General features: G+C 75.4%; 13 protein-coding genes. 4 read left to right on the top strand and 9 right to left on the bottom strand.

Annotated features, from left to right (window positions below; all coding sequences use genetic code 11):
- Window positions 1-4: 4 nt before the first annotated feature.
- The 4 genes from OUQ99_RS28975 to OUQ99_RS28960 form a co-directional block, all read right to left on the bottom strand.
- A complete protein-coding gene (locus OUQ99_RS28975; RefSeq protein ID WP_267946929.1) occupies window positions 5-622 on the bottom strand; it encodes a response regulator transcription factor in 618 nt (205 codons plus the stop codon).
- Window positions 619-1,944: a sensor histidine kinase gene (locus OUQ99_RS28970; RefSeq protein WP_267946928.1), complete on the bottom strand. Its 1,326-nt coding sequence runs from the start codon at window positions 1,942-1,944 to the stop codon at window positions 619-621. The genes OUQ99_RS28975 and OUQ99_RS28970 overlap by 4 nt, the downstream gene beginning before the upstream one ends.
- 70 nt (window positions 1,945-2,014) lie before the next feature.
- Window positions 2,015-2,656, bottom strand: a complete 642-nt coding sequence (locus OUQ99_RS28965; RefSeq protein WP_267946927.1) for a TetR/AcrR family transcriptional regulator — start codon at window positions 2,654-2,656, stop codon at window positions 2,015-2,017.
- Window positions 2,657-3,035: 379 nt separating this feature from the next.
- The gene (locus tag OUQ99_RS28960; protein WP_267946926.1) at window positions 3,036-3,527 is read right to left on the bottom strand and encodes a GreA/GreB family elongation factor; all 492 of its coding nucleotides are present in this window, start codon (window positions 3,525-3,527) and stop codon (window positions 3,036-3,038) included.
- A gap of 201 nt (window positions 3,528-3,728) precedes the next feature.
- On the opposite strand from OUQ99_RS28960, the gene OUQ99_RS28955 reads away from it, so the two are divergent.
- Window positions 3,729-5,369 carry a PucR family transcriptional regulator gene (locus OUQ99_RS28955; RefSeq protein ID WP_267946925.1) on the top strand — a complete coding sequence of 547 codons (1,641 nt, stop codon included), beginning with the start codon at window positions 3,729-3,731 and terminating at the stop codon, window positions 5,367-5,369.
- A gap of 240 nt (window positions 5,370-5,609) precedes the next feature.
- On the opposite strand, the gene OUQ99_RS28950 is transcribed toward OUQ99_RS28955, so the two are convergent.
- On the bottom strand, window positions 5,610-6,755 hold the full coding sequence (locus tag OUQ99_RS28950) for a hypothetical protein (protein WP_267946924.1): 1,146 nt from the start codon (window positions 6,753-6,755) through the stop codon (window positions 5,610-5,612).
- 343 nt (window positions 6,756-7,098) lie between these two features.
- Between OUQ99_RS28950 and OUQ99_RS28945 the strand changes: the two genes are divergently transcribed.
- The 3 genes from OUQ99_RS28945 (at window position 7,099) to OUQ99_RS28935 (ending at window position 10,491) form a co-directional block, all read left to right on the top strand.
- Window positions 7,099-8,448 (top strand): GAF domain-containing protein, encoded by a 1,350-nt coding sequence (locus OUQ99_RS28945; protein WP_267946923.1) that lies wholly within the window; start codon window positions 7,099-7,101, stop codon window positions 8,446-8,448.
- 124 nt (window positions 8,449-8,572) lie between these two features.
- Window positions 8,573-10,096: an acetaldehyde dehydrogenase ExaC gene (gene exaC, locus OUQ99_RS28940; protein ID WP_267946922.1), complete on the top strand. Its 1,524-nt coding sequence runs from the start codon at window positions 8,573-8,575 to the stop codon at window positions 10,094-10,096.
- Window positions 10,096-10,491, top strand: coding sequence for a DUF779 domain-containing protein (locus OUQ99_RS28935; RefSeq protein WP_267946921.1), 396 nt, complete (start codon window positions 10,096-10,098; stop codon window positions 10,489-10,491). The genes exaC and OUQ99_RS28935 overlap by 1 nt, the downstream gene beginning before the upstream one ends.
- A gap of 138 nt (window positions 10,492-10,629) precedes the next feature.
- Here OUQ99_RS28935 and mnhG read toward each other — a convergent pair whose 3' ends face one another.
- Genes mnhG through OUQ99_RS28915 form a run of 4 tightly spaced genes read right to left on the bottom strand, consistent with a single transcriptional unit; the run spans window position 10,630 to window position 13,626 of the window.
- Window positions 10,630-11,037, bottom strand: a complete 408-nt coding sequence (mnhG, locus tag OUQ99_RS28930; RefSeq protein ID WP_267946920.1) for a monovalent cation/H(+) antiporter subunit G — start codon at window positions 11,035-11,037, stop codon at window positions 10,630-10,632.
- Window positions 11,034-11,360 (bottom strand): monovalent cation/H+ antiporter complex subunit F, encoded by a 327-nt coding sequence (locus tag OUQ99_RS28925; RefSeq protein WP_267946919.1) that lies wholly within the window; start codon window positions 11,358-11,360, stop codon window positions 11,034-11,036. Before OUQ99_RS28925 ends, mnhG begins: the two co-directional genes overlap by 4 nt.
- Window positions 11,357-11,971 carry a Na+/H+ antiporter subunit E gene (locus OUQ99_RS28920; protein WP_267946918.1) on the bottom strand — a complete coding sequence of 205 codons (615 nt, stop codon included), beginning with the start codon at window positions 11,969-11,971 and terminating at the stop codon, window positions 11,357-11,359. Before OUQ99_RS28920 ends, OUQ99_RS28925 begins: the two co-directional genes overlap by 4 nt.
- Entirely contained in the window at window positions 11,968-13,626 is a 1,659-nt protein-coding gene (locus OUQ99_RS28915) for a Na+/H+ antiporter subunit D (protein WP_267946917.1), read from the bottom strand. Before OUQ99_RS28915 ends, OUQ99_RS28920 begins: the two co-directional genes overlap by 4 nt.
- Window position 13,627: the final 1 nt, after the last annotated feature.

Genomic DNA, 13,627 nt, shown 5'->3' with positions numbered 1-13,627 from the left:
GGGCTCAGAGCCAGCCGTTGCGCTCGGCGACCCGGGCCGCCTCCGCGCGCGTCCGGGTCCCCGTCTTGCCGATCGCCGACGACAGGTGGTTGCGCAGCGTCCCCCGGCTCATCCCGAGGGAGCGGGCGAGCGCCGCCACGTCGTCGCCCCCGCCCGCCACGGCCGCCAGGACCTCGCGCTCGCGGGGGGTCAGCGGGCTGGTGCCGTGCGCGAGCGACTCCACCGCCAGGGCGGGGTCCACCACGCGCAGCCCCCGGTGGACCCGGCGGACCGCGTCCACCAGGTCCTCGGGGGAGGCGTCCTTGACCACGAACCCGGTCGCCCCCGCCGCCAGGGCCCGGGACAGGTAGCCGGGGCGGCCGAACGTCGTGCACATGAGCACGCGGCAGCCGGGCAGGGCCGCCACCAGCTCGGCGCAGACGCCGATCCCGTCCCCGTCCGGCATCTGCACGTCCAGCACGGCCACGTCGGGCCGGACGCGGCGAGCCTCGGCGAGCGCCGTCGCGCCGGACCCGGCCCGCGCCACGACCTCGATGCCGGCCTCCAGGTCCAGCACGGTGGCGAGGGCCCCGCGCACGAGGGCCTGGTCGTCCGCGACCAGCACCCTGATCGTCCCGCTCATCCCCGCTCCCCGCCGCCGTCGGCGCCGCGCGCCGTGTCCTGTGCCGTCCCGTCCGGGGGGACGCCGGGGGCGCCCGCGTCCCCGGACCGCGCGCCGGGCGCGCCGTCCGACCGGGGGACCTCCTCCCCGGAGCCGTCCGGGCCCGCCGGGAACTCGGCCCGGACGAGGAGCCCGCCCCCGGGCCGCGGCTCCACGGTCAGGGCGCCGCCCGCCCCGGTGACGCGGTTCTCCAGCCCGCGCAGGCCGTCGCCGGGCACGACCCCGCCGGGCAGGGCGCGGCCGTCGTCGCCGACCTCGATCCAGCCCGGCCCCAGGGCGACGCGCACCCGGGACGCACCGGAGTGGCGGACCACGTTGGTGACCGCCTCCCGCAGCACGAACCCCAGGACCTCGTCGACCTCGTCGGTGCCGCCCGAGGCGCCGGTCCCGTCGCGGCGGAGGACGGCCGTCCCCGCGGTCCCGGCGGGAGCGGGACCCGCGGGGTTCGCGCCCGGCGACAGTTCGAGGGCGACGTCGGCCGCGCGCAGCACCGACTCGGCGCGCAGGAGCTCGGCCGACAGGGTGACCCGGCGCGACCCGGAGACGGCGGCGCGCACCTCGGCCAGCGACCGCCGGCCCAGGTCCTCCAGGTCCCGCAGCTCCGCCGCCGCCCGGTCGGCGTCACCCGTGGATTCGAGGATCCGGCGGCCCACGCCGGCCTTGAGCACGATGGTCGTGAGGCTGTGGCCGAGCAGGTCGTGCAGGTCGCGGGCGAAGCGTTCGCGCTCCCGGAGGACGGCGAGCTGCGCGGCCTGGTCGCGGGCGCGGCGGAGCTCGGCGTTGGCCTCCACCAGCCGCACGGCCAGGGCCGTGGCGACGGTGACGGTGGTGATGATGACGAGGTTGCCGAACTGCTCGCCCACCCGGCCGGTGGCCAGCGCCACGGCGGTCACACCGACCACGGCGAGGACGGTGGCCCACAGCGTGGGGCGCAGGGGCAGGATCGCGGCGGTGACGGCGAGCCCGAAGACGAGGACCCACGAGTGCGGCAGCCCGAGGACCGCGAACAGCGCGCAGCCCAGCAGGAGCAGGGCGGCGCAGGCCAGGTGGCGTGCGCCGCTCCCCAGGCGCGGGGCCAGGGGGACGGCCGCGGCGCACCCGGCGACGTAGGCCGCCGCGAGGACGGCGGCGAGCGTGCGCAGGGCGGGGGAGCCGGCGCCGTCGAGGGCGCGGAGCCACTCGGGCAGGATCACCGCGTTGAACAGCAGTGTCAGGCCGACCGACAGCACCAGGGTCCGGCCGGGGCCGGGCTCCTCCGACACCGTTTCCGCAGCCTCGCCCATGCGTCGCATCCTATGGGGCGTGGCCCTTCGCGGGTGAGCGGGCGTGCCGGGGCGCCGCTGCGGCGGGCCCCTACCCCTCCGCGGGCGCGTGGCCGTGCAGAAAGGTCCGCACGCCCTCGGCCGCGAACCGCGCGGCCTCCTCGCGGCCGCGCGGCCGCGAGTGGCCCGACGGGTCCGGGAGGCTCACGAGCACGCTGAACTGGAGGGCGGCCAGCTCCGGGTCGTCCACCCGCAGCAAGCCCCGGGCGGCCAGGTCCTCCAGGCGCCGGGCGAGCGCCGCGCGGACCCGCACGGGACCGTTCCGGTACCACTCCTCCAGGGTCTGCTCCGGGATCTCCGGGACGCTCCTGCTCTGGCGGAACAGCGCGAAGTGCGCCTCGTGCTCGGGGCGGTCCGAGGACCAGTCCACGGCGAGGTCGGTGAGGTCGGTCCGCAGGTCGGTGACCTTGCGCAGGTGGCGGTCGATCAGCGCGATGTGGTGCGCGGAGACGGCCTCGGTGCTGGCGGACACCACCGCCGCGTACAGCTCGGTCTTGTCCCGGAAGTGGTTGTAGATGGTGCGGGTCGAGACGCCCGCCTCCTTGGCGATGACGTCGACGCTCGCGCGGGGGTAGCCGCACCGGGCGAACACGCGCAGGGCGCCGTCGAGGATCATGGCGTGCTTGTCGGCGCGGCCGCCCCGGGGTGCGGGCCTGGCCTCGGCGGTGCTCACGGGTGCGCCTCCCACAACAAAGTACAACGATGGTTTTACATTGTTGCACGGTGCGGGGCTGCGGGGCCCGTGGGCCACCCGTCCCCGCCGGAGCCCGTCGCCGGTCCTGCCGGGCCGCCGGACGCGTCCTCCGGCCCCGCTCCCGCCGAGGTCCGTCCGTGCGGGCGCCCGGGGTCGGGCGCGTGCGTCCGAGGGCGGCGCGGCGGACGGCCGCGGCCCGGCCGGGGAGCGGCCGTGGGAGGGGAACGGGGGCGGCCCCGCCTCCGGAGAGGAGGGGCCGCCCCCGTGTCGGCCCGTCCGCCCTCCCAGTCGGGCGGACGGGCCTGGGGGCGGTCGCCCGCTTTCCCGGGGGCGGCCGCCCGGTCGATGGGGCCCGGCGTCAGCCCGCCACGAAGGCCCGGTACGGTTCCGCGCCCAGCAGGGTGACCCCGATGACCGCGCCGCGCGGAGAGGTGAACGTGCGCCGCTCGCCCCGGCGGGCGCCCAGCAGGGACGCCCCCAGCGGCGACTCCGGCGAGTACACCGTCATCCGGTCCGCGACGGACGCGTCCCGCAGGCCCAGCAGGAACTCCTCGGCCTCGTCCTCGCCGTCGTAGCGGATGGTGAGCACCTTGCCCGGCGCCGCGATCCCGTCGTCGGGGGCGGCCTCGTCCACCACGGCCTCGCTGAGCAGGCGCTCGATGGTGTGGACGCGGGCCTGCCGCACCGCCGGGTCGTGAATGTAGCGGGGCGCGGGGACAGTGCTCCCCGCGCCCCCGTCCGCCCCGGCGGTGTCCGGGTCGTCGTCGGGGAGGCCGCGCAGCACTCGCAGCTCCTCCTGGAGGCGTTCGTAGCCCTCCCTGGTCATCCATCGGTCGGTGGTCCTGGTCATGGAACGTTCCTTGTCTTCACGGGCCCACGCCACGGCTCGGTCCGTGGGTGGAGAAACACAGCGAGGGCCGGCGAGGGGGGTGCTGCCGCTCATTACCGAGTGTGTCCACGGCGGAGGGGGACGGGGTTATCCTGGGCCGACATTCCCGTGACCTGGTTTTGTCGAGATCCGACAACATCGTGGTGGGAGGGGGAGCGGGAGATGATCAACCTCGACCGGCTCGTCAACGTGCTGGGCGGGTACGGCGCCAGGCTGGTGGGCGCCGAGGGCCTGCGCCGCAGGGAGCTGCGCAGCGTCGCCATGCACGATCCCACCGACGACGCCCCGCCCCTGGGCGACGCGTTCCTCGCGGTCGGGGTGGACTCCGCGGCCGAGGCGGTCCGCCTCGCGGAGCAGGCGCGCGCCACCGTCGTCCTCCTCCGCTCCGCCGCGGACCCCGCGGACGACGTGCGCGAACACCTCCGGGCGCGCGGGCTGGCCCTCCTCGTCGTCGACCCCGCGGTGTCCTGGAGCCAGATCTCCGGCGTCGTCTACGGCCTGGTGCTGGAGGGCCGCGAGACCGAGGCGGGACGCGGGCCGAGCGACCTGTTCACCCTCGCGGACACGGTCGCGGCCGAGGTCGGCGGACCGGTCACGATCGAGGACCGCTCCTCCCGCGTCGTCGCCTACTCCGCCTCCCAGGGGGACACCGACCGGGTGCGCCGGGCCACCGTGATCGACCGGAGGGCCCCGGAGGAGGTCCGGGAACGCCTCGACGCCGACGGGGTGTTCGCCGGGCTGGCGGCCTCCGCCGAGCCCCGCTTCGTCCCCGGAGTGCCCGAACTCGGGCTGGGCGGGCGCACGGCCGCGCCGATCCGGGTGGGGCGCGAACTCCTGGGCTCCCTGTGGGTGGTGTGCGACGCCCCGCTGGACGCCGGGCGCTCCCGCGCCCTGCGCGAGGGAGCGCACACCGTGGGACTGCACATGCTGCGTGCGAGGGTGAGCAGCGACCTGGAACGCCAGGTGGAGTCGGAGTCGGTGATCGACCTGCTGGAGGGGTCGGCGGACCCGGCGCAGACGGCCGGCCGCCTCGGCCTGCCCGCCACGGGCCTGCGGGTGATCGCGTTCCAGGCGAGGGCCAGGACCGAGCCGGAGGCGGCGATCCTGCACCTGTTCGAGCTGGTCACCACGGGTTTCGGGTGGTCGCGTCCCGGTCGCAGCACCCTGCTCGGAACGACCGTCTACACGGTGCTGCCGTGCGGGGACGACCCCTCGCCGGCGGTGGAGTGGGTGCGGTCGACGGTGCGCGGGCTGCCGGACCAGCTGGGCGTGGCCGCCGGCGTGGGCGGCGCCGCCGACCCCTCCGGACTCCCGGCCAGCAGGCAGGAGGCGGACGAGTGCCTGACCCTGCACGGCCGTGGGGTGCGCACGGCGCCCCCGGGGCGGAGCGGGGCGCGCGGGGCGCCGGCCGCGGGGCCGGGGTCGCCGGGGACCGCCGGGCCGGTGGTCTACGACGACGTCTGGCACGCGGTGCTGTTGCGCCGCCTGCGGCTGGTGGCCGAGACCGGCAGGCTGCCCACCCGCAACCCCGTCGCGGAACTGGTGCGCCACGACGCCGTGCACGGGACGGACTACGCGAGCACGCTGCGGGCGTGGCTGTACGCGCACGGCGACCTGGGACGGGCCGCGGAGGAGCTGGACCTGCACCCGAACACGGTGCGGTACCGGCTGCGCCGCATGGGCGGGGTCGCGGACCTGCCGCTGGGCGACCCGGAGGCGCGGGTGGCGATGACCATCGCGCTCGCCGCACTGGTCGAGGAGCCCTCCGCTCCCCCGGCCGGGCGCGGCCCCGGGCCCGCCTGAGGCCGGCCGCGCGCACGGTCCCGGAAGGGAAGGGACTCCAGGGGGAGGGGCTCGGGCGCCGGGCCGCTCCACGCCGTGGCGGGGCTCCCGGCGCGGCAAGGAAGGTTCCGGGCGCCGGGGGCGCGACGGGTGCGGGCCGGACGGCCCGGGCCGGGGTGCGGCGCCGGCGCCCGGCCGCCCTCGCACCGCCGGACGGGAAACGACGCCCGGGCCGGAGAAGGCTCTCCGGCCCCGCCGACGTCACTCCGGCCGCGGCCGGCCCTCCGGGGCAGGGGGGACGATGGTGATGCCGTGGTCCCGGTAGCGCGGGTCCGCGCCGCCTCCGGCCGCAGGACCGGCCGGGGGGCCGGGGGGTGCGGCCGGGCCGGGCCGTCCGTCGGAGGCGCCGTCCGCCTCCCGCCCCGCCTCCTCGCGCAGGCGGGCCTCGCTCCGGCCCCGCCTGACCGCCGTCACGACGATGACGACCGGTCCGGCGACGATCCCCGCCAGGGACAGCAGCAGCAGGGCCCAGAGCCCGGAGTCCCGGCGGGAGTTCGCGGCCTCCGCCGTGGCGATGTCGCCCACCGCGTAGGAGACGCCCGGGTCCCCGTCGCAGACGAGCGTGTACTCGCCCGGGACGGGGGTGTCGATGGCGTCGACCAGCCTCCAGCCGTCGGACTCGTAGGAGAGGCCGGGGAAGCTGAAGGGGTGGTCGGCCGGGTCGCTCCCCTCCACCGTGCAGTCGTAGTGGTGGGAGGCGTCGCCGGGCGACACCCACAGCCCCCAGGCCCCGTCCTCTCCCTCGGCCGCCTCGAACGCGATCTCGCCGCGGGACTCGACCTGTCCGGCGAAGTCCGGGAGCGCACTGCCCGAGGCCGTCACCGCCCACATGGCGAGGGCCCCGGCCGCGATGCCCCCGGGGACGCACAGCCCGCCGATCCAGAACCACCGGGGACGGGGGCGGATCGCCCTCCGGTCGATCCGGGGACGGAACGGGGGAGGCGGCGGTCCCGCGTGGACCGGGCCGGCGCCGTACGCCCCGTGCGCGGCGGGCCCTCCGTGGGCGCCCGGCGGGTACGGGTGCGGGTACCGCGCCCGGCGGAGCGCCGCCTCCCGGCCGGCGCGCACCAGGAAGACGACCAGGAGGACGACCAGGCTCGCGATGAAGCCGAGCACCGGCGTCACGATCCCGAAGAAGATCTCCGGCGGCGTGTCCTCCTCGCCCGAGAGGAGGAGGACGCCGAAGAGGAGGGTGGCCGGGAAGACCAGGCCGCCCACCCAGTACCAGTGCTTGCCGGGGCGCAGCGCGGGCTCGGGGGAGGCGGGACCGCCCCGGGACGGTCGGACCGGGGGCTCGCCCGCGCCGTGCGGCGCCGGGAGAGAGGAGGGGGAAGGGGGAGAGGACATGGCCCGTATTGTGCCACCGGGCGACGACGGAGCGTGGACGTCCGGACGGCGGCGGGCCGCCGCGTTCCGCCGTCCAGGGCCGCTGCCTGCGGGAATCCCGCCCGGACACCCGCCGCATCCGCCGTGCGCGGGGCGGCACGACGGCCGGCACGCGCACGTCCGGGCCCCCGGACCGTCCCGGGCCGCTTTCCTCCCCCCAGGGCCCTGCTGCCCGGACCGGGACGGACCTCCGTCCGTTCTCGCGGAACCACTTGTCAGGAGGGGCGGGCGCGGCTTCAATCGGGGTGTCGGGGCGGTCCGCCGGCACGGTCCGCCGTCGTCTCGACGAAGGGGAGCGCCGTTGATGTCCGGGACGTGGAACGCGTGGTCGTGGGACACCGACCCCGAGGCCGTGCGCCGCGACGTGGCCGCCGCACACGAGCGCTTCACCGGCTCCGGCCGGGTCAGCGGCCCCGTCCGGGCGGTCGTCGGCGAGTCCTGGAGGCGCAGCGTCCTGCACGGCGTCGACCCCGACACCACCGTGCCCCGGATCGAGCTCGCCGGGCACGCCCTGCGGGACCACCGCGACGCCCACCCGCTGGCCGCCGCCATGCCGCTGCTGCGCCGGCTCCTGGTCGACACCGCGCCCGGTCCGCAGATCGTCGCGGTCGGCGACGCCGCGGGACGCCTGCTGTGGGTGGAGGGCGACCGCCGACTGCGCGACAGCGCGGAGGACATGTGCTTCGTGGAGGGCGCCAACTGGCACGAGCGGTCCGCGGGGACCAACGCGCCCGGCACCGCCCTGGCCCTCGACCACGAGGTCCAGGTGTTCGCGAGCGAGCACTTCTCCAGAGGCGTGCAGCGCTGGAGCTGCTCGGCCGCGCCCCTCCACGACCCCTGCACCGGCGAGGTCCTGGGCGTCCTCGACATCACGGGCGAGGACCACCTCGCCTCCCCGCAGGCCCTCGCCCTGGTGCGGACGGCCGCCACCGCGGTGGAGATGGAGCTGCGGGCCCTGCGCCTCGGCGCGCGCCCTCCCCGCTCCCGGACCGCACCCGGGGACCGCGGCGCGCACCGCGCCCCGGGTGTGCGGGAGGCCGTCGGCGCCCGTCCCGCGCCGCCCCCGGGACGGGGCCCGTCGGCGGGCCCCGCGCTGCGGGTCCTGGGCCGCGCCGGGGCCCTGGTCGCCCTCGACGGCCGGGAGGCGGAGCTGAGCGTCCGCCACTCCGAGATCCTCCTCCTGCTCGCCCGCAGTCCGCGCGGCCTCACCGGTGAGGCACTCGGGGCGCGGCTGAACGAGCACGACGCCTCCCCGGTCACCGTCCGCGCGGAGATGTCGCGGCTGCGCCGACTGCTCGGCCCCGGCCTGCTCGCGTCACGCCCCTACCGCCTGCTCCGCCCGCCGTCCACCGACATCGACGAGGTCCGGCGCCACCTGGCGGAGGGCTCCTACCGGAGGGCGCTGGAGGTCTACGCCGGACCGGTCCTGCCCCGGTCGGAGGCGCCGGGGGTGGCGGAGATCCGCGACGCCCTCCAGGCGGAGGTGTGCGAGGTGCTCGGGGCCAACGCCCCGCCGAGCGTGCTCCTGGCCTGGTCGGAGGACCCCGAGTGGCGCGACGACCCCCGGGTGGTCACCGCGGCGCTGCGCTCCCTCGACCCCGGGTCCCCACGCCACGCCGCCCTCCGGGGAAGGCTGCGCTGGCTCGGCGGCTGAACCCGCCCCGCCCCGCTCCCGCAACGTGGTCGCAACGTCGCCGTGACTAGCGTCACCGGCCCCAGACCCCTCGGAACCGGGCGCCGGCCGCACCACCGGCGCCCCACCGAAGAAGGAGGCCACCATGGCGGTCTACGCTCCCCCCGGACAGCCGGGGAGCATCGTCGAGTACGCGCCGCGCTACGACAACTGGATCGGCGGCGACTGGGTCGCGCCCGTGCGGGGCCGCTACTTCGAGAACCCCACGCCCGTCACCGGGCAGACCTTCACGGAGGTCGCGCGCAGCGGTGCGGAGGACGTCGAGCTCGCGCTCGACGCCGCCCACGGGGCCGCCCCCGCCTGGGGCCGCACCTCGCCGGCCGAGCGGGCCCTCGTCCTCCACCGGATCGCGGACCGGATCGAGGACAACCTGGAGAGGCTGGCCGTCGCGGAGTCCTGGGAGAACGGCAAGCCCGTGCGCGAGTGCCTGGCCGCCGACCTCCCGCTGGCCGTGGACCACTTCCGCTACTTCGCCGGGGCGATCCGCGCGCAGGAGGGGCACAACTCCCAGATCGACGGCGACACCGTCGCGTACCACTTCCAGGAGCCCCTGGGCGTGGTCGCGCAGATCATCCCGTGGAACTTCCCCCTGCTCATGGCCACCTGGAAGCTGGCGCCCGCGCTCGCCGCGGGCAACGCCGTGGTCCTCAAGCCCGCCGAGCAGACCCCGGCGTCCATCATGCTCCTGGTCGGGCTGGTCGCCGACCTGCTGCCGCCCGGCGTGCTCAACGTCGTCAACGGCTTCGGCGTGGAGGCGGGGAAGCCGCTGGCCGCCAGCCCCCGGGTGCGCAAGGTCGCCTTCACCGGCGAGACCACCACCGGGCGCCTGATCATGCAGTACGCGTCGGAGAACCTCGTCCCGGTCACCCTGGAGCTGGGCGGGAAGAGCCCCAACCTCTTCTTCGCCGACGTCGCCGCGGCCGAGGACGCGTTCTACGACAAGGCGCTGGAGGGCTTCGCGATGTTCGCCCTCAACCAGGGCGAGGTGTGCACCTGCCCCTCCCGCGCGCTCGTGCAGGACTCCTTCTACGACAAGTTCATGGGCGACGCCCTGGAGCGGGTCGGCCGGATCGTGCAGGGCGACCCGCTCGACACCGGCACCATGCTCGGAGCGCAGGCCGGCAACGACCAGATGGAGAAGATCCTCTCCTACGTCGACATCGCCCGGCGGGAGGGCGCCGAGGTGCTCGCCGGGGGCGAGCGGGTCGACCTCGGCGGCGACCTCTCCGGCGGCTACTACATGGCCCCGACCGTGTTCGCGGGGCAGAACGGCATGCGCGTCTTCCAGGAGGAGATCTTCGGCCCGGTGGTGTCCGTCGCCCGCTTCGACGGCTACGACGACGCCGTCAAGACCGCCAACGACACCCTGTACGGGCTGGGGGCGGGGGTGTGGACGCGCGACGGCAGCACCGCCTACCGCGCGGGCCGCGACATCCAGGCCGGCCGCGTGTGGGTGAACAACTACCACGCCTACCCCGCGCACGCCGCGTTCGGCGGCTACAAGCAGTCGGGCATCGGGCGCGAGAACCACAAGATGATGCTCGACCACTACCAGCAGACGAAGAACCTGCTGGTCAGCTACTCGGACCAGGCGGCGGGGCTCTTCTGATGGGCGCCCCCGGCAGCGGCGAGGAGGTGGAGCGGGTCGCCGTCACCGAGGAGGCCGCGGCCCTGCTCCGCGAGCTGCGCGACGAACACGGGCCGCTCATGTTCCACCAGTCCGGCGGGTGCTGCGACGGCAGTTCGCCGATGTGCTACCCGGCGGGGGAGTTCCGCACGGGCGACTCGGACGTCCACCTGGGCGACCTGGACGCGGGCACGCCCGAACCGGTGCCGGTGTGGATGTCCCGCTCGCAGTTCGCGGTGTGGAGCCACACCCACCTGACCATCGACGTCGTCCCGGGGCGGGGCGCGGGCTTCTCCCTGGAGGCGCCGACCGGCCGCCGGTTCCTCGTGCGGTCGAGGCTGATGACCGACGGCGGGGCCGGACGCCCCGCACGGTGACCCGTGCGCGCGGACCCCGGTCCGCGCGCACGCGCGGCCGCCCGCTGGGGCGCGGTGGGCGGCGGCACGCGGAACGGCCGGGGGAGGACCTCCTCCCCCGGCCGTTCCCCTCTCCGGCGCGGACCGGGTCCCCCCGGCTCAGGCCCGTGTCTCGGGAGGCCCCCCGCCGCCGTCGGCCCGGCGCTTGGCGGCCAGCCGCTCGGCCAGCTCGTCGCGGACGATCAGGTCCGCGTGGACCCGCCCGGTCCGGTAGGCCACCCGGGCGGCGATGTGGCCGGCCACGGGGACCGTCACCACCTGGAACAGGCCCACCAGGATCAGCGTCCCGATGTTGAACACGTTGGTCTCCTCCGGGATCAGCCGGATGCCGATCCCGACCAGGACCAGCAGGAGCCCCAGCACCTGCGGCTTCGCCGCGGTGTGCATGCGGGAGAGCAGGTCGGGGAAGCGGATCAGGCCCACCCCGGCGACGAGGGAGAGCAGCGCCCCGGCCAGCAGGCACAGGATCGCGATCCAGTCCAGGACGGCGACGACCTGGTCGCTCATGACGAACCCCCTTCCTCAGGGGCCGGGGCCGGGGCCGGGGGCTCGGTCGGCGTGGCCACGTGCTCCTCCGGGCGGCGGGCGACGAACTTGGCGATGCTGATCGAGCCGATGAAGCCCAGGAGCGACAGCACCAGCAGGGTCGGCAGGACCGTCGGGTCGCGGTGGAAGGCCGCGTAGGCGCCGATGCCGGTCAGCGCCGAGGCGAGCAGCACGTCCACGGACAGCGCCCGGTCCAGGATGCTGGGGCCGATCACCATACGGGTCACGCCCAGCAGGACGGCCGCCCCGAGCAGGAGGCCGATGGCGATCCACAGGATGTTCACGCGTCCTCCCTCCGGTCGTCGACGGTCGGTCCGGCACGGAGCGCGTCGACGTCCTCACGGGTGCCCAAAGCCATCACGATCCGCTCCTCCAGCTTCCAGATGTCCTCCCGGCCGGCCTCGATGCCCTTCTCGTCGTCCGCGCCCAGCAGGTGCACGTACAGGATGTGGTTCGGCTGGGAGACCTCGACGATCACACTGCCGGGGATGATCGAGCTGGCGATCGCCGTGCACACCAGCATGAGGTCGGCCTCGGTGCGCAGCGGCACCGCGACCACCGAGCTGCGCACGGGGCCGGGGGAGAGGGTCTGCACCGTCACCCGGAAGCTGGCCACGGCCATCCTGCCGAACACGTACACGAGCATGCGGACCAGGTACACCGGCCGGAACCGGAACCCCGGGGTGATCGGCGGCAGCGGGAAGACCAGCATGATCACGACCGACACCAGGAACCCCAGGACCAGCAGGCCGAGGGACTCGAAGCGCAGCCGGAAGCCGTCGAACAGCAGGAGCCACACCAGGGTCATGCCGAGCGCCACCGGGACCTGGACCTTGCCCAGGCGCCGCCGCAGTGCGGCCAGACCCATCCTCTTCTTCGCCTTCAGGTCGATCACCGGGCGCCTCCGAGAACCGCCTCGACGTACGGGGTCCGGGCCATCAGCTCCACCGCCGCCTCCGAGGAGTAGTGGATCAGCGGGCCCGCGAACACGGTCAGGGCCAGGCCGAACGCGACCAGCGCGACCGTGGCGCCGACCATGCTCTTGGGCAGGACCACGGACGTCACGACCGGGCCCGCCAGGGTCGAGGTGTCGCCGAGTCGGGAGGACGGGCCGACCGCCTCGCCCGGCCCCAGGGCCGCGGTCGACGCGTCGTCGGCCTCGACGTCCTCCAGCACGGTGCCGGGCTCGGCCACCATGCCCTCGGAGGGCGTCCGCCAGAACGCGTAGTTCCACACCCGCGCGATCACGTACAGGGTCAGGAGGCTGGTGAGGACCGAGGCCCCGACCAGCGTGTAGGAGAGCGGCGTGCCCGCCTCCACACCGGCCTGGAGCAGGCCGATCTTGCCCAGGAAGCCGGACAGCGGCGGGATGCCGCCCAGGTTCATCGCGGGGATGAAGAACAGGACCGCCAGTACCGGCGCGATCCGACCCAGCCCGCCCAGCTGGTCCAGCGACGTCGACCCGCCCCGGCGCTCGATGAGCCCCGTGACCAGGAACAGCGTCGTCTGCACGGTGATGTGGTGCGCCACGTAGAACACCGCTCCGGCCAGGCCGTGCTCGCTGCCGAGCGCCACGCCGAACAGCATGTAGCCGATATGGCTGATCAGCGTGAACGACAGCAGACGCTTGATGTCGGTCTGCGCGACCGCGCCGAGGATGCCCATGATCATGGTGGCCAGGGCCACCCACATGAGCAGGTCGTTGAGGACCTGGCCCGGGAAGAAGAGCGTCTGGGCGCGGATGATCGCGTACACGCCCACCTTGGTGAGCAGGCCCGCGAACACCGCCGTGACCGGCGCGGGGGCGGTCGGGTAGGAGTCGGGGAGCCAGGCGGCCAGCGGGAAGACCGCCGCCTTGATGCCGAACGCGAACAGCAGCATCACCTGGAGGACGACCCTGAGGTCGGGGGAGATCTCCGGGAGGCGCTCGGCGAGCTGCGCCATGTTGACCGTGCCGGTGGCCCCGAAGATCAGCGCGATGGCGATCAGGAACAGCACCGACGACACCAGCGACACGACCACGTAGATGGCGCCCGCACGCATCCGCGACTGGGTGCCGCCCAGGGTCAGCAGCACGTAGCTGGCGGTCAGCAGGATCTCGAACCCGACGTACAGGTTGAACAGGTCACCGGCGAGGAAGGCGTTGGAGACGCCGGCCACCAGGATCAGGTAGGTCGGCTGGTACACCGACAGCGGCGCGACCTCGGCCTTGCCCGCCATGCCCTGGCCGATCGAGTAGACGAGCACGGCGAGCGTGATCGCCGCCGAGACCGTCACCATCAGGGCGGACAGCTGGTCGGCGACCAGGGTGATGCCGATGGGCGCGTCCCAGCCGCCCACCTGCACGGCCTGCGGTCCGAACTCGTAGGCGCCCAGCATCAGCGCGAACCCGATGATCAGCACGAGGGCCAGCGAGATGACGCTCAGCCACTGCTGGACCCGCGGCCAGCGGATGCCGAGGGCCAGCTTGACCCCGGCCGCGAACAGCGGGAGCACCACCGGCAGGGGAATGAGGTAGTGCACGAAACCGACGAGGTATTCCCCATCCATG

This window comes from Streptomonospora nanhaiensis, assembly GCF_026642255.1.
GTDB classification, from domain to species: domain Bacteria; phylum Actinomycetota; class Actinomycetes; order Streptosporangiales; family Streptosporangiaceae; genus Nocardiopsis; species Nocardiopsis tropica.
Note: the sequence above shows the minus strand (reverse complement) of the source record. Positions and strands in the feature narration are given on the sequence as shown.